This is a genomic window from Embleya sp. NPDC001921, from assembly GCF_053594475.1.
This window is the reverse complement of record NZ_JBSFEO010000010.1, coordinates 1-20,023: the sequence shown is the minus strand read 5'-3', so window position 1 is coordinate 20,023 and position 20,023 is coordinate 1. Positions and strand designations below refer to the sequence as shown.

17 protein-coding genes are annotated in these 20,023 nt (G+C 68.0%); 5 read left to right on the top strand and 12 right to left on the bottom strand.

Annotated elements, in window-relative coordinates; all coding sequences use genetic code 11:
- Positions 1-410: 410 nt before the first annotated feature.
- The 3 genes from ACWCPW_RS14220 to ACWCPW_RS14210 form a co-directional block, all read right to left on the bottom strand.
- Positions 411-2,261: an FtsX-like permease family protein gene (locus ACWCPW_RS14220; protein WP_449761801.1), complete on the bottom strand. Its 1,851-nt coding sequence runs from the start codon at positions 2,259-2,261 to the stop codon at positions 411-413.
- 359 nt (positions 2,262-2,620) lie between these two features.
- Positions 2,621-2,965 (bottom strand): hypothetical protein, encoded by a 345-nt coding sequence (locus tag ACWCPW_RS14215; protein ID WP_449761800.1) that lies wholly within the window; start codon positions 2,963-2,965, stop codon positions 2,621-2,623.
- Positions 2,966-3,173: 208 nt separating this feature from the next.
- Positions 3,174-3,662 carry an alpha/beta fold hydrolase gene (locus ACWCPW_RS14210; protein ID WP_449761993.1) on the bottom strand — a complete coding sequence of 163 codons (489 nt, stop codon included), beginning with the start codon at positions 3,660-3,662 and terminating at the stop codon, positions 3,174-3,176.
- A gap of 1,197 nt (positions 3,663-4,859) precedes the next feature.
- Between ACWCPW_RS14210 and ACWCPW_RS14205 the strand changes: the two genes are divergently transcribed.
- A complete protein-coding gene (locus ACWCPW_RS14205; protein ID WP_449761799.1) occupies positions 4,860-5,798 on the top strand; it encodes a LysR family transcriptional regulator in 939 nt (312 codons plus the stop codon).
- A 107-nt stretch (positions 5,799-5,905) separates the two neighbouring features.
- Here ACWCPW_RS14205 and ACWCPW_RS14200 read toward each other — a convergent pair whose 3' ends face one another.
- Together ACWCPW_RS14200 and ACWCPW_RS14195 are read right to left on the bottom strand one after the other, a co-directional pair.
- The gene (locus ACWCPW_RS14200) at positions 5,906-6,418 is read right to left on the bottom strand and encodes a hypothetical protein (RefSeq protein WP_449761798.1); all 513 of its coding nucleotides are present in this window, start codon (positions 6,416-6,418) and stop codon (positions 5,906-5,908) included.
- Between the two features lie 689 nt (positions 6,419-7,107).
- Complete coding sequence (locus ACWCPW_RS14195) at positions 7,108-7,278, bottom strand: IS3 family transposase (protein ID WP_449761797.1); 171 nt, start codon at positions 7,276-7,278, stop codon at positions 7,108-7,110.
- On the opposite strand from ACWCPW_RS14195, the gene ACWCPW_RS14190 reads away from it, so the two are divergent.
- Positions 7,223-7,630 (top strand): hypothetical protein, encoded by a 408-nt coding sequence (locus ACWCPW_RS14190; protein ID WP_449762001.1) that lies wholly within the window; start codon positions 7,223-7,225, stop codon positions 7,628-7,630. The genes ACWCPW_RS14195 and ACWCPW_RS14190 overlap by 56 nt on opposite strands.
- A gap of 475 nt (positions 7,631-8,105) precedes the next feature.
- On the opposite strand, the gene ACWCPW_RS14185 is transcribed toward ACWCPW_RS14190, so the two are convergent.
- Positions 8,106-9,155, bottom strand: coding sequence for an IS4 family transposase (locus tag ACWCPW_RS14185; protein WP_449761796.1), 1,050 nt, complete (start codon positions 9,153-9,155; stop codon positions 8,106-8,108).
- Between the two features lie 216 nt (positions 9,156-9,371).
- Positions 9,372-9,935, bottom strand: a complete 564-nt coding sequence (locus ACWCPW_RS14180; protein ID WP_449761795.1) for a HEAT repeat domain-containing protein — start codon at positions 9,933-9,935, stop codon at positions 9,372-9,374.
- Between the two features lie 640 nt (positions 9,936-10,575).
- Here ACWCPW_RS14180 and ACWCPW_RS14175 point away from each other — a divergent pair.
- Positions 10,576-10,710: a hypothetical protein gene (locus ACWCPW_RS14175; RefSeq protein ID WP_449761794.1), complete on the top strand. Its 135-nt coding sequence runs from the start codon at positions 10,576-10,578 to the stop codon at positions 10,708-10,710.
- A 289-nt stretch (positions 10,711-10,999) separates the two neighbouring features.
- On the opposite strand, the gene ACWCPW_RS14170 is transcribed toward ACWCPW_RS14175, so the two are convergent.
- The 3 genes from ACWCPW_RS14170 to ACWCPW_RS14160 form a co-directional block, all read right to left on the bottom strand.
- On the bottom strand, positions 11,000-11,572 hold the full coding sequence (locus tag ACWCPW_RS14170) for an IS110 family transposase (protein WP_449761793.1): 573 nt from the start codon (positions 11,570-11,572) through the stop codon (positions 11,000-11,002).
- 235 nt (positions 11,573-11,807) lie between these two features.
- Positions 11,808-12,482 carry an IS3 family transposase gene (locus tag ACWCPW_RS14165; protein ID WP_449761792.1) on the bottom strand — a complete coding sequence of 225 codons (675 nt, stop codon included), beginning with the start codon at positions 12,480-12,482 and terminating at the stop codon, positions 11,808-11,810.
- Complete coding sequence (locus ACWCPW_RS14160; RefSeq protein ID WP_449761791.1) at positions 12,479-12,757, bottom strand: transposase; 279 nt, start codon at positions 12,755-12,757, stop codon at positions 12,479-12,481. The genes ACWCPW_RS14165 and ACWCPW_RS14160 overlap by 4 nt, the downstream gene beginning before the upstream one ends.
- A 978-nt stretch (positions 12,758-13,735) precedes the next feature.
- Between ACWCPW_RS14160 and ACWCPW_RS14155 the strand changes: the two genes are divergently transcribed.
- Entirely contained in the window at positions 13,736-14,974 is a 1,239-nt protein-coding gene (locus tag ACWCPW_RS14155; protein ID WP_449761992.1) for an IS110 family transposase, read from the top strand.
- Here the strand turns inward: ACWCPW_RS14155 and ACWCPW_RS14150 are convergent.
- Positions 14,919-15,701 (bottom strand): hypothetical protein, encoded by a 783-nt coding sequence (locus ACWCPW_RS14150; protein ID WP_449761790.1) that lies wholly within the window; start codon positions 15,699-15,701, stop codon positions 14,919-14,921. The genes ACWCPW_RS14155 and ACWCPW_RS14150 overlap by 56 nt on opposite strands.
- A gap of 106 nt (positions 15,702-15,807) precedes the next feature.
- Entirely contained in the window at positions 15,808-17,259 is a 1,452-nt protein-coding gene (locus ACWCPW_RS14145; protein WP_449761789.1) for a DUF2079 domain-containing protein, read from the bottom strand.
- A gap of 1,668 nt (positions 17,260-18,927) precedes the next feature.
- Here ACWCPW_RS14145 and ACWCPW_RS14140 point away from each other — a divergent pair.
- Positions 18,928-20,023 (top strand): B12-binding domain-containing radical SAM protein (locus ACWCPW_RS14140; protein WP_449761788.1); only part of this gene is annotated, 1,096 nt, incomplete at its 3' end.

Sequence of the window (20,023 nt, the reverse complement as noted above, 5' to 3'; positions counted from 1 at the left end):
CACGCCCGGCGGGCTTGGTCACCTCCGGTCGCCCTCTGGCCGGAGGCCGGCGCCCACGCGCTGAGCGACCGAGGCAGTCATCGACGCATTGGGCGCGTCCGGCGGATCCGACCGGACGGAGCCCCAGGCTCGCGACGGACAGGTCCACGTCGGGTGAGTTCGGCCGCAGAGCCGCGGTGGAGGCGTCGCCCCGCCGCATCCTGAGCTGGTCGTCGCTGCGAACGAGGATCACGGCGGGAAGTTCGACAGCGGGGGAACAGGGGTGCCAGCCGGGCCAGATCAGGCCAGGCCAGCCCAGGCCAGCCCAGGCCAGCCCAGGCCAGCCCAGGCCAGGCCAGGTCAGGTCAGGTCTTCGATGTGGCTCAGACCCAGGAGGCGTCGTCGAGTCCGCGATCGTTCCGTCCTGTCGATCACATGGTCGGCCCGGTGGTCCGCCGTACCGACAGCAGCGCGGCCGGCAGAGCGATCGCGGCGCACGCGGCCACGGTCAGCCCGACCGCGCCCCACGGCAGCACAAGTGCCCCCGGCCCGATCAGCAGCGCGACCGCGGTCCACAGCGGAACCAGCGTGGCGGCGGTGGCCAGCGCGGCGAGCAGTACGCCCAGGCAAACCATCAGCGCGGCCTCCACGGCGGCGGTACGCAGCACCTGGGCCCGCGTTGCGCCGGTCAATCGCAGTGCGCGCCACACCGGGGCCTGGTCGGCGGTCGACATCGCCATGGTGTTGGCGATCGCGACGCCCGCATACAGCACGGCGATGCCGAGCACGAAGTAGACGGCGAGGCGTTTGCGCTCGTCCGACGCGCCGCCTTGGGTCGCCTCTGCCCACTCCGCGTCGGTCCGCACCACGGCAACGTGACGCGCGGCGATGGCGCGAACGGCGCGCTCCACGGCCGCGCCGTCAGCGCCCGTGCGCACGTTGACGAGGGTGTCCGCCTTCGCGCCGGGCGGAGCGTGAGGGGCAGTCACCAGAGCCGGGGTGCCACCGGTGCCCTGCTTGACAACCGCCGCGATGCGCAGTTCGCGCTGTGTACCATCCGGCATCCGCACCGGAATGCGCGCCCCGATGGTCTGCTGCTCCCAGTCGTCCGGCACCACGATCGTGTCGTCGGTGAGGTCGTTCAGCGACCCGGCGATGACCGGCAGGTCCATGACCTCGCGTATCTCGCGCGAGTCGACGGCGAGTGCGTCGAGTTCGATCCAGATCGACGCGGCGGGGGACAGCTTGATCCGAGTGGCGACGGGGGTCGCCACGTCCACGCCCGGCACCGCGCGCAGTTCGGCCGCGGCCCCGATGCCGTCGACGACGTATTCGGCGGTCAGGCGTTGCTCGGCGTCGCGGACCTTCGCGGCCTCGACCGTGTCCGTGCCGCCCAGCAGCGACGCGGACAGGGCGACCGTCATGAGCACGGGCGCGACGGTCGCGGCGGTACGACGAGGCGACGCGAGGACACCGGAGCGCGCCACTTCGAGGGCGACCGGCTCGCGGCCACGGGTCAGCCGGCCGAACGCCCGCAGCGGAGGGCCGACCAGGGCCGGGGCCAGCAGCGCGACGCCGGGGATGACCAGCATCGGCGCGAGCGTGCGGTGCTTGCGGTGGATTGCCTCGTCGGGCGTCCAAACGGCGGTCGCCAGCAGGTATCCGACGGCGGCGACGACGAGAACCGCGCCCACGACGAGTCGGGTGCGCGAAGCCTCCGCACTGTCCAGCGTGACGTGTCGCAGCGCTTCGACGGGACGTACCCGCGCCGCCTGTCGTGCCGCGACCGCCGCCCCGCCCAGTGCCACGACGACGCCGACGCCGAACGCGGTGTACAGCGGCCACAAGGTATGACGCATCGTCAGCCAGGCCGGGGCGAGCCCGTGGTCGCCCAGCCACCCGATCATCGGCGGCGCGGTCAGCCGGCCCAGCAGGCAGCCGAGCAGCCCGGCCGGGACGGACACGACGAGCGCTTCGCGCAGCACCATGCCGCGTACCTGGCGGGGCGTCGCGCCGACACTGCGCAGGAGCGCGAGTTCACGGCGTTGCCGGGCGACCGCGAAGGCGAACGTCGACGCGACGACGAACACGGCGGCAAAGGTGGCCGTGGCGACCGCGGTGCCGGCCAGCGCCGTCGTGGTGACGAGCGCGTCGTTGTCGTCTCCGACGCCGTGGGCGGTCGCCGACGAGGCGAGGGTCAGCAGCATCATCGTGATGATCGCGACGCCGAGCACAAGAGTCACGAAGCTGCCGACGTGGTCGGCGTATCTGCGGTTTGGCATGTGACGAGTCAACCGCCGAGGGGTGTTCCTCCGGCATGGTGCGGCCGCCCGGAACGAGGTGGGGACAACCCCCTCATGTGGTCGGCGAGGTCTTCGGCACCGATGGCGACAACGCCTGGGTGCGGCACGACGGGGTCGATCCGCTGCCGGCCCGGTGGCCGTCCCCTTTTGCCGGGTTGCGCCGCCGTTTGCTTCATTTGCCGGGTAGTCGCAGCGGCGGATCCGGACGGTGGTCGACGGGCGCGGAGTGACACGTCCGGCCACGATCGGAGGAAGTGCGCCGTCTTGTCCTGGGAACGAGGCTCGGGGCGTGAAGGGTGAGGGGCCTCGCGTTCTTCGGACAGGGGCCGGCTGTCAGTTCATGCGGCCAGTCGCAACTCTTCAAACTCGGCGTGTACTTCGCGTGGAGGACGGTAACCAACGGCCGAGTGAGAGCGTTTGCGATCGCGCCGGCGGGTGAGCGGGGCGACCACGCCAAGGACGCGAACGGTCGTGTAGGCGAAGGCTTGATCGAACCAGTCGTCGTCGACGAGCAGCCGTGCCGTCCTTCGCTGGTAGCGGTCCAGCACACCATGGACCTGTTTACGAAAGGTGACGTGGGGATAGGTGGATGCGGGGCAGCCGAGGCGGCGGCGCGCCAGAACCGCGACCCTGCGGGCGTCGACGGGCACGTCCGTCACCGTGCGGTCCTGGAAGGCATGCACCCGACCGGTCCGATCACCGCCAACCGGGCAATCGACCGCGCCGCCAGGCGTTCGGGCCGCACGCGGATGACCTCGCCGTCGTCCACAACCTCCTCGGCCGCCGGCGACGCAGGCCTCGAAAACACCACGCCCACAAGCTCGTTCACGCTCGCCCGCCTACACGCCCCCGAACAGGCTCGCGCTCTGGGCCTTCCGCCGGCCACCCCTTTCAGCCGCGCCGCCAGTAGCACCCAGAGCACCCGCCGCACGGTCCGCCCGCCCCGGATCTGAACCGGCGCCGCACCGGGCAGGCGGCGCAGCGGCGCACGGCATCCCGAGCCGTGAACATCGCGCGTCTTGGCGGGCATGTAGCCAGATGGCGAACCACCCCATCCGACGATTGCCTTCCGCCAGTGCCTGGATCAGTGGGAGAGCCCTCGGCCGCGCCATGACGGAGGGATCCAGTCGACCTCGACCATCGCGGGATCCGTGACAGGGCGGCGAACGCTGTCGGGAACCACGGCTCGTTCTTCCGGAGCTGCGCGAGCTCGCGCCGAGCCTCTCCCGTGATCGCTATGTCGGCAGCTCGGGGACTGAGGCCGATGAGGGCGAGCTTGCTGACCTTCTTTGGGTGCCGGGCCGCGTATTGCGTCGCAATGTTCGTGCCGGCGGAGTGGCCGAGCAGGTCTATCCGTGGAAGGCCGAGGCGCGCGCGCAGCGCCTCGACATCGTCGACCAGGCGGTCGCAGCGGTAGGAGGAGGTGTCCTGGGGAATCGCGACCTCGGTTGCTGATCCGCTCCTGCCGGCAAGCGATGTGCAGCCAGTCCGCCGCGTCCAGGCCGGCGGCCATGGCGAGGGTGTCGATGCGGTCGCCGAGCGGTGAGCATCGGTGGTCCACGCGTATCGGATGCGTAGACCGCCGTCGGGGCGATGAAACTCGATCCACAGGAGGTCTCGGGCTCGAAGTCGCCCGCCCTACCGTCGCGGTGGAGGTCTCGGGCGTCAGCACCATTTCGGAGAACCCGTGCTTCTCCTTGAAGACGGCGTTCACCTCCTCCGGGATCAGGCCCAGTTCCTCCGCCGTCCTGCGGAAGACCATGTTGTGTGCACCCGCTCGCGCTGCAATCGTGCCCGGCACGTTCACCCGCTGCCCGGGCGCGGATGAACCGCGCGAGGTGGAGAGCGTGGGCGCTCTCGTGCAGGAGCGAGGCGAGCCGCACTCGCACCGTCCCAGCTCATCGCCTCCCCACGGGTTCGTGCCGTTGCGCCGTGCCCAGCCTTCCGTGCCGAGGCCCCGCGCAATCGCCCCTGGCGTTCGCACGCTGACATGTGAGGGCCGCCGACGCCCTCACGGGAGACGGTCGGGCACGGACAAGCCGAGCGGGCGCGATGATCGCTAGTGTGGTCGGAGCCGTAGGGTCGGCTGACCGGGTCGCCGAACACACCTGCTACTTCGCCCTTGCGCGCCCGGCGCACAACCCCCGCATCGCCCGACCCGGCTCGACTCGATTCGTTGTCCCACGACACGAGAACCGCGGATATGCCTTTGGTGGCCTTCGCGATCGGTGCCTCGGCCGCGGGACACCCGGCCGCGTCGCGCCGTGGACGGTACACAACACGTGAAGACCCAACCCACCGACAACGCAAGGAGTTGAGGGCATCAATCGCCACGGGGACAATTGGCTTGCCGCGAGGCGACGAGCGGCCCGGAGCGCTGCCGAGGTGAGTGTGGTGTCGAACACCATGGCTCGGGAAAGTGAAAGGTCGGTGTGGCATGCTACTTCGTGATCCATGCATCGTCCGAAAAGCGCGCGGTTGTCGGACGCGAACACCGCCGGATCCGAACCTTGCGCAAGGATAGGCATGTTCGCATCCGATTCAGTACAGGGACCTGCCCCACTCATGGATACGACAATGGATCAACTCAGAACCCTGATCGCGGTGCGCGATACCGGAAGTGCACTTGGTGCGGCACGACTTCTGGAGCGTGACCAGTCGAGTGTGCAGAAACAGATCGACACTCTGAATCGCAATCTCGGTGCTTTGTGCGGCGAGCCGCTGGTGCTCAAACAGGGGCGCGGCAAGGACGTGGTTTTCACCGGTACGGGGGAGGCGCTGGTCGAGGCCGCCCGCGACACCCTGGAGAATTGGCTCGATCGGATCCGGATGTGCCGCGATCGGGTCGGCGGATTGGTGGTGGTGGGAACTACTCGCTTCACACTCGGGGCGCTGACCTCGGTCGGCGCAGTCGTCGCTGACGAGTTCCGACGGCGGGATGTGGAACTCAGGGTCGAGCATGTCCGCAGCAGGGACGTCCTGCCGAAGCTCCGGAGCAAGGAGCTGGATCTCGTCTGCGGCAGTATCGCCCTGCTCGAAGGCGATGGGGCACCCGCCGATTGTGAGGTGAGGGAGTTCTCGCGGACAAGTCCGTCCGTTCTCACCAATCTCTCGACACGACTGCTGCCCGGGCCGGACGTGAAGAGCAGCGCTTTGCGCGAACTGCCACTCGTGGTGCCGGATCACGGTCTGATCGCGGACTGTCTGCGCGGGTGGTTCGGCGGGGACTACCGCCGGCATCTGAACATCGCAGCCCACATAGACGCGGTCACCTACGGACTGGAACTCCTTTGCTCCGAACTGCCCGTGCGTGGCTGCATGCTGGTCACGCACGGGATCGGCGAGATGGTCCGAGACGGTCGAATGGCGACGGGCGGCGGTCTGCGCGTGCTTCCCGTCGTCAACGACACGCCCGTGCGGATGCAGATCCTGGCCGGAGCGTTTCGGCGGCGCGACGACGCCGCGCGGGACAGCAGCCATCCGCTTTCGATGTTGTGGGCCGCGCTGGCCCGGTAGCGTCACCCGCCGACGCATCCACGGCAACCGGTCCGCTCGCGACGCCCGAGGCGCCGCCCACCGATCGGTGGGCGGCGCCGTTTCCTGCGGCCGACCGACGAAATCGGTTATCGCTGCCTTGCCTTGGCCGCGGCCAGGACCCCGAAGAGGACACCGAGAATAGCGCCGACAACGACGACCCACAGGCCCCCCATCGCGGAAAAATCGAAATTCTTGAGGAGTTCGTCCAGTTCGGCGGACGAGATTCCGCCGCTCTCATTCTCGACGGACACCCTCGCGAGCCGCTCGGGGTCGGCGATGTTCCATGCTCCGAGAACTACCGCGATCAGCGACGGAATTGCCGCAATGCCACTGATGATCGGCTTTCGGGCCGCGACGCCGACGATGAAAAACAGAATCGCGACGGCGGCGGCGATCATCGTCCATTTGCCGTCTCCGTCGGTTCCCTTGATGGTCTCGGTGGAACCCTCCAGTGACGCCTCCACCCACGGCAGGAACGAGCCGAGCAGTACGAGCACCGAGGCGCCGATACCAAAATACGAAACCTTACCGTGTGGGCGACGTCCGCCCGAGGAGCGCGGGTCCTGTCGGACATCCGGATTGTGAAGGTGGGTGCTCATGGCCGAGGAGGCTAGTGCGTAGTTTTGCGGGACCGCAAATTTATTGTCCACTTTCCGCAGCGACGACCGTTATTTCATAGGTGTGTGAATAATTCTGATCTCCAGGCAAGTTCAACCGATCTGTCGATCATTTCCTGCCTCCGCTTTTGTTATGGATGCCGGTCTGGGCGGTCATGGAAGCGCTCGCCTCACAACGTCGAGATGACAACGTCCGACTCGTGGTCTGGTTCGACGACGGACCGAGTCGGCGGCGCACTTCCCCCCGTCATTGGTCCCATCGAGGAAGTGACACAGATCCTGTGCGGTCATCGACGGGGCCGGAAGGCGAGTTGCGAGCAGGCCACCCGGGGGGCCTCGATCGGGAGTCGGGCCTGGAGATCCGCCGGTTGCATCTTCGGCGGTGAGGCTGTCCGCCCGGGTCGCTAGCCTGGCGCACGTCGGAGTGAAACAACCCAGAGGACTGCGCGTGGAGATCTGGACCGATGGAACGACCGTGGTCCAAGCCTGTGACGACACCAACGCCGCACGGGTGTCGAGGTCCCTCGCGCGCCCTCGCCCACACTCGGCCGGAGCACCCCCTGTGGTGGAAGACCCCGCTCGCCGTCGACCCGGCGGCCTGAGCTTGCTCCGCTTTGACGGACACCGTGATGTTGCCCCGGTTTAACGGGCACAGTGATGTTGCCCCGGTTTCACGGACTCGGGGGTGAGGAGATCAGCTTCGGCGGGTGGGTGTCGGTTTCGAACTGTACCGGGGTCATGTAGTCCAGGGCTGAGTGTCGTCGGCGCTGGTTGTAGAACCCTTCGATGTATTCGAAGATCGCGATGGAATGGTTCAAGGACAGGACCCGAGGCTGGGACACCGTCGCGATCTCGCGGGAGGGAAGCCTTTTGGCAGCCGCCACCCGAGCGCAGCGGATCAAGGTGTTCGCCCTGAACGAAACGGACCCGGAGCAGAGGAACCACTACTCCCTCCCCACGACGAGGCTCACCTCCGGGATCGCATTCTCACGGGACGGCTCGATGTTCAGCGCAACCGGCACGGACGGCGTCCTCACCGTATGGCGAACCGGCACTGACTACCCCGTGGCTTCGATCCGGGTCGACGGCCCGTTGGCTTCGTGCGCCTGGTCCCCCACGAACGACGTCGTCGCAGCTGCCGGCATCGGGGGACTGTACCTCTTCGCGCTCCGCGCGCCAGGACCCCGGATGTGAACCGCCGCAGTTCGACCGGGTCCATGCCACCGCCGCGTTCACCCACCCGGTCCCGCGCCCATGGATCGCCCCTGCCCATTCCGGCCCGGTGATCATGAAGGCGCATGTCACCCGGGTCGGAACACCACGCGCGCACATACCAGTTGAGACGACGCAGTCGATGTGCTCGCCCCCTGGCCGAACCGCGCCGAGGCCAACATGCCGCCCGGCTGTGACGGCTGGAAGCCGTCCTGGGCGACTTGCTCGTCGCGCTGGAACAGCTCACGGCCTCCAAGGAGCGGGCCAGAGGCCACAGCAACCCGGGCGGCCTTCTCCTTCGACGTCGCGCCCACCCCTCCGCCGGCCACGGCCACCCTCCTCGACCTCGCCGACCGCTGCCTGCACTCCGCGGCTCCGCGCACGTGTGATTCCGGGGGTGGTTGTTGGTGTGTGGGTGTTGGTGTGGGCTGGGGTGTTGCAGGTCAATGCCGGGGAGTTAAGGATCTTCGGTGCTTGTCAAGTTGTTGCCGGAGATTCGGCCCACGATCTTGTAGGTGGCCTGCAGAGAGGCTCGTCCTTTGGCCCGCAGCGCGGGCAGTTGTCTTTGGGCAAAGGCGGACACAGGACGCTTGACGGCGCGTGGGCTGACCCGGGCCCGACGACGTGGGAGCACTTCTCGGAGCAAGGATTGATGCAGTCGCCCGTCCGTGTGTGCCTTCGGTGTGATCGTGGCCTTGATCAGACTGTCCCGAGCCTCACGAAGAGCGACCGTGAAGGACAGCCGATCCGGGGCGATGTCGGCCGCCGGGGCGGTGAGATGCATGGTGCCGCGCAGCATCTGATAGACGATCAGGAATCCGTAGAGTTCCTGGTCGACGCCCTCCGGGACGTGTGATCGCAGCACGGTGCGTGCGCCCCGCAGGGACACCTTCAGGCTGAAATAGGCGGTCCCGATCTCCCACCTGCGGTGGTACAACTCGGCGAGTTCGTCGGCAGGGTACTGGCGCGCGTCGCGGAGCGTCGTGACGAGCCGGATGTGTTCGGTGCGCATGTCGCCGTCGCCGGTCGACACGGTGACGTCGTACTCGACGACCCGTACCCGGTGGCCGATCGGCTCTCCCGGGAGCGTCTTGCCGCGGCTGCGGCAGGTATTTCGGCGGCGTTGGTCGCCACGTTCGGGCAACAGCGCCGTGTACGAGCCGTCCGGGAACTCGCACAACGGCGTGAGCAGACGTCTGCCGTTCACCCGCCACAGCAGATCCGCACCGCCGCCGAGGGCCTCGCCCCACAACTCGTAGCCGTCGAAGCCGCGGTCGGCCAAGGGGAGCATCCCGGCCCTGAGGCTGCGGACCAATCGCGTGGCCAGGACGGTCTCGCCGGTGGCCCTGGGAGCCCACACCGCGTCCATGAGCGCGCGAGTGCCGCACTCCACCATGGCCACGAGCCGCACCTGAGGGTAGCCGGACGGCCCCGTCCACCGGTGGGAAGCCCGTGGAACCTGGTGTTGGCCGCGCCGGCCGCGACGTCGATACCGGTGCCGTCCCATGCGACCACCCGCAACCCGTGCCACCACACCCCGCGTGTGGTGGTCCCGGAGACCGTGCCGCAGATCCGGCGGAACAACTCTGCCATCGGTTCCGTCCCCAGACGGCCTCGCGCCAGACGCAGGGCCCTCGCCGACGGAAAGAACGGCACCGAGTCGTCCAAGCCGGCGACGAGCCGAGCCCACACGCCTCGATTAATTGATTCCTTCTAGAGATCTTCATTCTCGCCAGTAGTGACGCTCCAGAGCCTTCAGGGCGCGAACCGCGCTCTCCTGTACTTCCGGCGCGGGATCCTGCGCGGCCAGCCGTTCGAGCGATTCACGGAAAACCGGCCATCCGAGGTAGGCCGTAGCGAAGGCTGCGGCGTCGCGCACCCAAGGGTCGGGATCGGCGAAGCACGCCTGGAAGACCAGGTAGGCGCCACTGTGAGGTTCGGGCCCGCCCGCTGCGGCGATCCGTGAAACTACATCCGTCTTCTCTTCACTGGTAACCGCACCATAGGCACGCAGGACGAGCCGCTCGATAGTGTCGAGTGGCAGGAACTTGGCGATGAGGTCCCCCGTTTTGGTCGGTTCCGCGCCGAGAACCGTCAAATACGGCACGCCAAGCAGCGTGTCTTCCTGATAGTGCACCGAGACACCGGACCACGGCGTCGTGAAGACGAGTTCATAAGGCTGCGGGTGGTTGGCAGGGAATTCCTCCACGAGCGTGAACTCGAGAACCTCGGCCGTTGCCAAGACTTTGCGACGGTTGACCTTCCGGGCAAGTACCAATCGGATCATGGTCGGTGGGGTACCCATCGCGCATCCTCTCGTAGCAACCAGTTGCCCGTACCGCGGCTCGGGATGGTGGCGTAATGAGTATGCTGCGGGCCGCAGGATGAGGTAGCGGTGTGGCTCATCCGGGAACGACGGCAGTCTCCGACGGGCGGCCTCGGCAGCCGACTCCCGGACGGCATTGGTGGTGACACGGCTCGTTGCCCGGGAGGATCCTGGCTCATGACGTTCCGAGAACGCTTCTCGACAGGCATGTCATGGGCCGGTGGGCGCTGATCTCCCGATTTCGGAGACCCAGGTGCTTCCGCGGGTCTGCGAGGATCACGACGCGGCACCACCGGCCGCGGACGAACACGTATGCCGGCGACATCGCATGACTGGTGTGTTCGGAAGGCACCATGGAACTGTGAAGCCACATCGCCGATCACGGATAGGAAGATTGCGTCAGGAGCGGCATCCACGCCTGCGCGAGCAACGGTGGCTCTACTCTCCAACCCACGGCCCGCCGCACGGACTCAACCCCGGCTCCATCCCCGAACCCTCCAAGCGAGCGCAGACGTCGGCACTTGTTTGGCGCGGTAGTCCGGACGGGTGGAATCGGCCACGCGGCGGCACTCCTTCACACTCATGGACGCGTTGTGGGCGCGTGTCGGACCTGGGCCCGAACGTGAAGGCCCTGCACGGCTGGATGCGGGAACACCCGGACCAGGTCCCGCCTTCGTCGGCCACGGACACCCTGTCGTCGCCGGCGACGCTCTACCGCGCCGTGCACCAGGAGTAACGCGCGGGCCGTGTCATGGAGATCCCCCGACCCGCGCACGCCCGACGCGACCGAGATCGCTACGACCGCGCCCTGGCCGAACTCGCGCTCCCGGACACACAGCCGGGTGGAGGCCCACCAGTCGCGGTCATGCGGTCCGCGCCGATACCGAAGGCATCGACCAGGTCGGGCGCATGGGCCTTGGTGAGCTCGCCCAGCAGAGCGTCGTGTTCCTGGACCTCGTCGTGGAGGCCTTTCCAGCGGCGGGCCATGGCGCGTATGGAGTGCTTCGCGGAGGCTGCAGGGCTGGTCACGGGCCCGGCCGCAGGCCGGCGCATCGGTCGATGAGGGCCATCTTCGGCAACCCCTGTAGTTGCTGGCGCAGTTCGTCAGGGACCGTGACGATCAGGGCCTTGAGAGTGACCATGGCCTGGGTGCGGGCCTTGACCGCGCCGCCGCGGGCGATCTTGAGGTGACGGATCATCTCGACCGTTCCCTCGCCGCTCTTGGGAGTCGCGGTGGCGGTGCCGGCCGGTACCGCGCGGGCGGCGTTCTCTGCGTCGATGGGGTCGGACTTGCCGCGCTGGCGGCGCATGCGCCGGTCGGGCCGGTTGACCTCGACCAGCTTGTGGCCTTGCCTGCGCAGATGGGAGGCCAGTCCGGCCCCGTAGGAGCCGGTGCCCTCCACACCGAAGGCCAGAGCCTGGCCGAACTGGCGTGCCCAGGCGTCGAGTTGTTCATGGGCGCCGCGGTCGGCGGACACGCTGGTCGTGCCCTGGACCCCGCCGACGACGTCCACGGCGACGGCGGTGTGCACGTACTTGTGGGTGTCGACTCCGACGACGACTTTCCCGATCGGATCGGCCTGCAGGATGCTGGTCACGACTGTCGGTTCCTCTCTCCCGGGAGCGGGGGTCGGCACGAGACCGTCGGCCGGGCGGGAGGACAGGACTGTGACGAGTGCCTGGGGGCAACAGGCTCCTATTCGGTCACTGCCTGCGCGGCCGACGACCCGCATCGAGCCCGCCGCAGAGACGACCGACAGATCAACAGCAAGGACACCCGAAGGGTCAGTCGTAACGAACAGTCAGGCCGCCCCTGCGACGGTGACCCCATCCTCACAGTCGTACGAGTCCGCCACCGAGCCGACCGACGCGGCCGCACCGACGTCCGTGAGCCGTTCGGTGTACCGAATCGATACGTATTTGCGACCCACGATCGCTGTGGTGGACCAGCCCGGAGTCCTTCTTGATGCGGCGGCGCCACAGCGCCATCTCCAAGGCGTCCAGCGGGAGTTCGGTACGCAGATGCTCGGCGATCTGCCAACCGACGATCATCCGCGAGTACACGTCCAGGACGAACGCGGCATACGCCCAACCGGACCACGTCCGCACATAAGTCAGGTCGGCGACCCACAGTCGGTCCGGGCCGTCCGCGGTGAACCGCCGGTCGACCAGGTCCGGCGGACGAGGCGCGGCCGGCTCGGGGACCGTGGTGCGGCGGTGCCGGCCGCGGATGACGCCTTCGATACCGAGTTCGGCCATCAGACGCTCGACCGTGCAGCGGGCCACGACGTGACCCTTGCGGGCCAGGGCGCGGGTGATCCGGCGGGCTCCGTAGGTTCCGCCGGAGTCGGCGTGCTCACCCTCGATCAATCCCATGAGCTGCTCGTCGCGCAGCCGCCGCGCGGACTTCGGGCGCTTCTTGCGCGCGAAGTACGTGGACGGCGACAGGTCGAGCACCCGGCATACCGGATCGACCCCGAGACCTTTGTCACGCAGGTGGTCGATCACCTGCTCGGCCTCGTCCGGGGACGGTCGATCTCCTGCGCAAAGAACACGGACGCGGCTTGCAGGATCTCATTCGCCCGCCGCAACTCCGCGTTCTCCGCGCGGAGTTGCCTCAATTCCTCCGCCTCGGCGGTGGTCGGCCGGTCGTCGCGTTCGCCGGCGTCGGCCTCGGCTCGGCGGACCCGGTTGCGCAGGGCCTCCTTGTGGATGCCCAGGTCCCGTGCGACGCGGACGGCCGGACGTGCGGACCTCCCGGACTGCCCGTTCGCGCAGCTCATCGGGGTATTTGCGTGGTGCCGGCATAGCTTGTGGCGCTCCTTTACGCCGGGCACCGTAACCCGGCTTGAAGGACTCCACCAAACTCAGAGCAGCTCAGTTGCGCGGATGGTGGCGATCGAGGGTCCGCGTGGCGTGGGCAAGACGACGATCGCGGCCTTGGTGCGTGAGGCGTTGGGTTGTGGCGGGGCCGGCGGCGACGTCGCACCGGTCCGGGGCCAGGGCGCGGTTTCTCGTGATTGGCGGTCCGGCTTTGAGGATCGGGTGCGTGGGCTTCGCCTGGTGTCGGAGATGTGCGATCGGCCTGTGAATGCTCCGGTGTTCGTGGTCGACGGCTACGTCCGCAGCGTGTGCACGGCTCACGCCGACGAGTTCGGGCGGTCGGTGTGCGGTGTCGAGCGGCTTCTGGTCGATCACCGGCAGGAGTTGCGGACGCCGTGTGTCACCGTTCACCTGACCTCGAGTGCCGAGACCCTTGCCCGGCGGCTGCGAGGCAGACGGCCCGCGCTCCCGGGGGTTGCGGAGTTGGCCGCCGATGTCGAGCGGTTGCGTCGCATGGTCGAGTACCACGGCCCGCACGGCGCGTCCCCGGCCCGGGGGACCTGTGGTCCATGCCGAGGGCGTCACGCCCGATGTGGTGTTCGAACACGTGATGGCCGTGCTCGCCCGGCATCGCAATGTCCTCCGTTGATCCGGGCCTTTGAGTCCTCAAGGAAACTGACGTGTGCTGACGCTCGCAGCCGGCGTCGAGAGCGACCACTTGACCACCGATGATGATCGTGGTCCAAGCCCCCTGCGGGGACTACCTCTTACGTGCTCGGGAGCCACCAACTCCGGTCAAGACCGAGGGCCCCGCAGGTCGCTGGGGTCATGAACGGCTAATCGGATGTCGGGCCACCGAGCCCTTCCATTAGAGAGACGCATGCCCTGCACGGCTGTGACCAGCCACAACACAAGTTTGATGAGAAAGCGTGAGGCGAGTGAGAGCGTTCTGCGGCATCGACTGGCCCAGCGACCATCACGACATAGCCGTCCTCGACGACACAGGATCGCTGCTGGCCCGGGCTCGCATCGACGACACTGCGGAGGGGCTCGACCAGTTGCTTCGAATGCTCGCCGAGCACGGCGACAGCCCGCAGGACCCCATCCCGGTGGCCATCGAGACCTCCCGCGGTCTCCTGGTTGCCTGCCTGCGGGCGACGGGCCGCCCCGTCTACGCCATCAATCCGATGGCCGCCGCCCGGTACCGGGACCGACACACCGTCTCTCGCAAGAAGTCCGACCACTTGGACGCCATGGTGCCGGCGAACATCCTCCGCACCGATGCCGCGGCCCACCGCACGCTTCCCGTCGACTCCGAACCGGCCCAGGTCGTCGCGGTCCTTGCACGTGCCCAACAGGATGCCGTCTGGGATCGAACACAGGCCGGCAACAAGCTCACCTCCCACCTGCGCGAGTACTTCCCCAGCTATCTGGCGACCGTCGGCCACCGGCGCGAGGGCATCTATCACCCCATAGCCCGGGCTCTCCTGGCTGCGGCGCCCACCCCACGCCAGGCGGCCAAGCTCACCCGGACCCAGTTGCGGGCCCTGCTGAAGAAGGCCGGCCGCAAGAACACCATCGACAGGGAGGTCGAGCGCCTGCACGGCGCGCTCCGCGTTCCGCAGATGCGCCATCTCCCCCTGGTCGAGGAGGCCATGGGACGGCAGGCTCTCGCGCTGCTTCGGCAGTTGGAGGCCGCGTGCGCCAGTGCCGACGATCTCGCCGAAGCAACAGTGCAGGCGTTCGAGACCCATGCCGATGCCGAGATCATCACCAGTTTCCCCGGACTGGGCCCTCTCAGCGGGGCTCGCGTTCCGGCCGAGATCGGCGACGACCGGACCCGATTCGCCGACGCCAGAGGTCTGAAGGCGTACGCGGGATCGGCCCCCGTCACCAGGGCCTCCGGCAAGAGCGTGTCCGTTGCGGCCCGCAGGGTCAAGAACCAGAGACTGGCCGGCGTCGGTTACATGTGGGCCTTCTCAGCAATGGCCCACTCGGACGGAGCGCGGGCCCACTACGACCGCCGACGTGAGGCAGGAGACCGACACACGGCCGCCCAGAGGAACCTCTTCAACCGGATGATCGGCTGCCTCCACCACTGCCTGTCTCAGCGCGTCCCGTTCAACGAGGCCGTGGCACCGCCCCCGAGTTCCAGGGGAGCGTCAAGCCGGCTGTGACGGCGTCGAGGTCTTTGCGCAGACCCTGGGCGAACGTGCGCAGTTCCTTGATCTCGGAGCCGTCCGTCTGGGCGAGCCATTCGGGAAGCCGGTGGCCGTGCCGTTTCCGCAGAAGCGTCGCGAAGCTGCGAGCGAGTCGGTTGATCTCCGCGAAGTGAGGGCAGCGCTCGCACAGTTCCTTCAGTCGCCGGCGGGCGGCTTCGCTCTGCCGCTCGGGTCGGCCGACAATCCACCGGACCACCTTCTTCCGAACGTGCGGCGGAGGAGGTGGCTTCATGGGCGAAAGCTCCTTCTCGGCAGAGCTGTTGAGTAAGCGGCGGACGGTCTTGCGGTCCAACCCGGTCTGCGCGCTGATCGCGGTGATGGTCAGGCCCCGCTCACGGGGGTGCGGATCTCGGTCCAGCAGGCGCGTATCTGCTGCCGGGCCGGGCCCCGGGATCTGGCCGCATGAGGCCGGCGGCAGGAGTTGAGGACCTGACCCCGACTGCCAGGCGCTCACGACGCCATGCCCCGAATCACCAAGGCCCCGCTGACCATCGCCACCATGTCCCGACCGGACGTGGACGCGATCCGCGTGCGATGCCACCGGATGCGGACTTGCGGCAGCCTGGATCTGCTGATCGTCGACTCCATTGACGAACTCGCCGCCGTCCGCCCCGGCAAGCTCGAGGAGGTCGTCCGTTCTCTCGAACGCGTCGCTCGGGCAGCAGCGGGGGACTGCCGGCACCCGCTACCTCGCCTGACGCACGTCTGCCGTCACACGAACGGACAGAGGGCCCGCTTCGGGCCTCCCTCCACCTGGGTTCCCGATTACGCGCCCGACAGGGCAGTTCTCACGAGCGTTTGAGGAGGACTGTTCCTTCCGCTTCCACGATCTGCTCGAAGCCTTCGGCCGTCAGGCTTTCGACGGCGTGTTTGCCCCAGTCGGCGTATCCGTCCCAGAACTCGATGACCGCGTATCCGGGGCCGGGTAGGACGTTGGGGAACTCGGTCACGCGGGTTCGCGAGGTGAGTTGGGGGCCGAAGTGCTCGGTCACGGTGACCTGCGCGCCGTCGGGGACGGTGTCGAGGATGCGTCGGGCGGCCAGGACACGGTCGGGTACGTGCCAGCTGTCGGCGCGGAACAGGTCGACGAGGGGGAAGTCCCGGGCCAGGGCGAGGCATGCGATCAGCGGCACGATGGCGGCCTTGGCCGCGTAGCGGCGCAGCCAGTCGGTCCGGGCGTCGCGCAGCCGACGTACGCCGTCGAGGAAGGCGGCGAAGACGATCGGCATCAGGACGGCACTGTAGTGGAAGCGGGTTTCCCAGTACAGGGAGTTGTCGGACGTGAAACGCCACAGCAGGGTGGGGACCAGCATGGCGATCAGCGGGGAGCGCAGCGCGATGAATCCGGTGGGTACCAGCAGGGTGAACAGTGTCAGCCATTTCTCCCTGGGCAGGATCATCTCCTTGGGCAGGTCCACGATCAGTTGCCGGATCGGCACGTCGCCCAATGGGGTGCCGTTGTTGCTCGTGTTGTTCTCGGTGCTCCCGTCGTAGGAGCCCCAGAAGGCGAACGTCCCGTGGGGGTTGAGGGATGGCAGGATCGCGAAGATCGTGGCGATGAAGCCCGCGAGCCCGAGGCAGAGGTGGACCGCCGCCATCTTGCGTTGCCGCGCGGCGGCGAGGGGGATCGTTGCGGCGGCGATCGTCAGCCCGAGGTCTTCCTTGACCAACAGCAGCGGCAGCCACCACAGCAAGGTTGCTCGGTATCTGCCCAGGAGGAATCGCTCCAGCCCGAAGGCCAGCAGCGGCACGGCGAAGCAGACCTCGTGAAAATCGAAGTCGACGGCGGACTGGATACCCCAGGAAATGGCGTAGGCGCCACCCACCGCCCCGCCGCCGAGGGAGCCTAGGACCCGGCTTGCCGCGCGGGTGATCGGCACGACGGAGACCGCGAGGAGCGCGGCTTGGGCCAATAGGAGGGTGTTCGCCGAGGGGAAAACGCGGTAGACGGGGGCGAGTAGGACGAGAATCGGGTGGAAGTGTTCGCCGAGTGTGTTGAACCCCAGCCCCCGGATCTCGGAGACGGGCGGGTCGAAGTGCGCGTAGGAGCGCACGACTTGCTCGAAGATTCCGAGATCGTAGCCGTGGGTCGCCATGCGTCGTTGCCGTAACAGCGAGTGGGTCGCGTAGATCACGAACGCCAGGGCGGCCAGAATGTAGGGCTGGGTGGCGATGGGCCGTGACCGGCTGACGGCATCCGTGGAATCGGACGAGTCGAACGGTTCGGGCTTCGCATCCACGAGCGGGGCCGAACCCGAGGTCACTCTCCCAGGCGACATGCCCGGGACGGGGGCAGAGGCGCGGTCAGGCGTCCAAGTCGGTCCGCTCGACGGCTCATGGGACAACGCCGGATGGGCCGGGCCTTCCTGGGGCAAGACGAACTTCCTATCTCGGGTTGACCACCTACTATCGAGTCGTGCGTTGAACTCGCGGGCTCGCGGCGGAAGTCTCAAGGTGGTCGGTCCCATCGCGCTGTGGGATCACCTCAGCGGCGAAACTTCCACCGCATGATTCCGACAGCACCATGGACCTCTCCCGACCGTGGCGACCTGAACGGGTTGCGACACCTCGACAACGCAGCGCCGACCCCACGCTGACGCCCTGCCACGTCCGGACCACTCGTCCATCATCGTTCGCGAGGATTTCCAGCGCCAGGAAAAACCCGTCGTGGTGAGCCCGGGGTGGGTGGCCCGTTGTGGAGTGGAGGACTGTCGGTTCCGAAGGCCGCAGGAAAGGGCTGTGTGAAACCCCTCCCCGAGCGGGGCTGCGGCGTGAAGAATTCGAAGAAGTGGAGGCGTTGTCAACCCGTTCTGGATTCCCGGTACTCCACTCGTAGAATCCGCGCTGGTGCTCGCCGTTTGAGCCGACGGGCGACCCTCGAAAGCCAGTCCCTGCCATGAGCCCAGCTCACGCATGATCTGCCGCACCAGCTCCGGGCCGGCCGGGGCGCTCCAGCGCAACAACTGGGCGTGGAGGCGGCGGTGTCCGTAGGTGCCGTCGGACATCTCGGACGCCTTGGCAACGAGCAGTGTCCGGAACCTTCGTAGCTCCTCAGTTCGTACCGGTCGAGCGAAAATGGCGGCACGGAGATGGTCCGGTGACCACCAAGGTCTGTTCGAGTTTGAGAAGGACGTCCGTAGAGCGGTGATCGGTCCTGGCAGGCGTCGAGTTCATCGCATACGGGCGCAGGGGACGAACGCTGCTTCGGACGAGTGCGTGACCATGCCGCCCGTCGCGTGGACGGCCTGTTCGAGGGGTGCGCCAGCCGTGTGGGCGATCGCTTTCCATGCGCCGTGGCGCATCACGGGGCGCTCATGGCCGACAGCGGGTGCTTCGCATCACTGGTCCTGATCGGCGGAATTATGCAGGCAGTCCTTCAAGCAAACCGACCTGCGATGTGGTGGTTGCGTTGTTGACTCCAACGGCAGCGAGTGCGGGACTTGCCGACCGGCACTCTCGCGTGACGCGCTTGGTGGCGGCCGATTGCCGCCCAGTGCCATACCCGCGCGAGGCAGCCGCGATTGTCGTCCAGGCTGCCCCACCGGGCAAGGGCCGTATGTCGGTTGTCAGATCAAGTGGTCCAATTCCCCGGCGCGTATGGCGTCGACCGGGGCCTGGATCTCCTCGCGGGCCGGGTCGGATTCGCGACTCCGCAACGCCCCCCAGCGGCCTGGTGAGCCGGGGCCGGCGCTGCGCCTGGTCGACGTCCATCAGGTGTCGCCGGCTTTCGCTGCGGTTGCCCGGTCGGTGGCGGTGGCGGATCGTGTGGGTGAACTCGTGGGCGCCGGCGGCATCGAAACGGTTTGCTGTGCCTTGTGGTTCCACGAACCGCACACCCGCGGCACCCTCGCGCCCGCCGACCGGTCGAGCGGCTGACCGCGCTGATCCCGGGCGAGGGAGAAACCCGCGTGGCCGGACTCCTGGACGACCACACCCGCCGCGCGGCGCTCCCGCAGGTGATGTGGCGCGACAAGCTCCTGGGCACCACCGCGATCGGGATCCACCAGGGCGACCCGAGCCCCTGGATCTCCCCTGACATCGACGAACTACCCATGGTCGAACGCGCGTTCCTTCCCCAGGACCCGTACGTCGCCGCCGACGGACGGATGGAGGCGAACATCGTCGGCTCGCGCGGCTGCCCCTATGACTGCGGCTTCTGCGGCGCCGCGGTCTCCATGGACCCCGAACTCAGGATCCGCGCCCGTACCCCGGCCAACATCCTCACCGAACTCGACCACCTTTACGCGCGCCACGGCACCACCGCGTACCGGTTCGTCGACGACCTCTTCCTGGGAGCCGAGCGGATCATCCGGACATCCATGGACGCCTTCACCGCGCACCGGACCGGCGAACGCTACGTCTGGGACGCCACCGGCCGCATCAACGTCCTGCACCGCCTCGACGACACGATGCTCGACACCCTCGCCGACAACGGCCTGCGCGAAGTCGCCCTCGGCATCGAATCCGGCTCCGACCGGATCCTGACGATGATGGACAAACGCATCACCACCGCCATGACCCTCACGGTGGCACGCCGCCTGATGGAACGCGGCATCCACGTCAAGGGCTACTTCATCCTGGGATACCCGGGGGAGGACACCGCCGACCTCACCGCCACCGTCACCCACATCGAACGCCTGTGGCAGCTGTCCGACCGCCTGCCCGGCTCCTTCCGCGCCTCGGTGTTCGAATTCCGCCCCCACCCCGGCTCACCCGTGTGGGAACGACTCGTCCGAGCCGGCCACGACCCCAGGCGCATGCAGACGTACGACGACGTGGACCTGACCGCCGACAGCGCCCACGAGGGAATGCGGCAACGCGACGAGTTCAACTTCTCCGTCGGCATCCAATTCTCCCAAACCCCACTCCCCGACATCCGCCGCACCCTCGCCGATCTCACCCGCCGCCAACACGCCCGCACCCTCGCCTCGGCGGCCACCCGATGGCCGCGCGCGGATTCCTCCTCACCGTGGACGGACCCGGCGGCGTCGGCAAATCCACCAC

Excerpts from the sequence above, each read along its gene's own strand:
- ACWCPW_RS14220 (WP_449761801.1), bottom strand. The coding sequence starts at position 2,261 with ATGCCAAACCGCAGATACGCCGACCACGTCGGCAGCTTCGTGACTCTT.
- ACWCPW_RS14205 (WP_449761799.1), top strand. The coding sequence starts at position 4,860 with ATGGATCAACTCAGAACCCTGATCGCGGTGCGCGATACCGGAAGTGCA.
- ACWCPW_RS14200 (WP_449761798.1), bottom strand. The coding sequence starts at position 6,418 with ATGAGCACCCACCTTCACAATCCGGATGTCCGACAGGACCCGCGCTCC.
- ACWCPW_RS14190 (WP_449762001.1), top strand. The coding sequence starts at position 7,223 with ATGTATTCGAAGATCGCGATGGAATGGTTCAAGGACAGGACCCGAGGC.
- ACWCPW_RS14185 (WP_449761796.1), bottom strand. The coding sequence starts at position 9,155 with ATGGGACGGCACCGGTATCGACGTCGCGGCCGGCGCGGCCAACACCAG.
- ACWCPW_RS14180 (WP_449761795.1), bottom strand. The coding sequence starts at position 9,935 with ATGATCCGATTGGTACTTGCCCGGAAGGTCAACCGTCGCAAAGTCTTG.
- ACWCPW_RS14160 (WP_449761791.1), bottom strand. The coding sequence starts at position 12,757 with ATGAGCTGCGCGAACGGGCAGTCCGGGAGGTCCGCACGTCCGGCCGTC.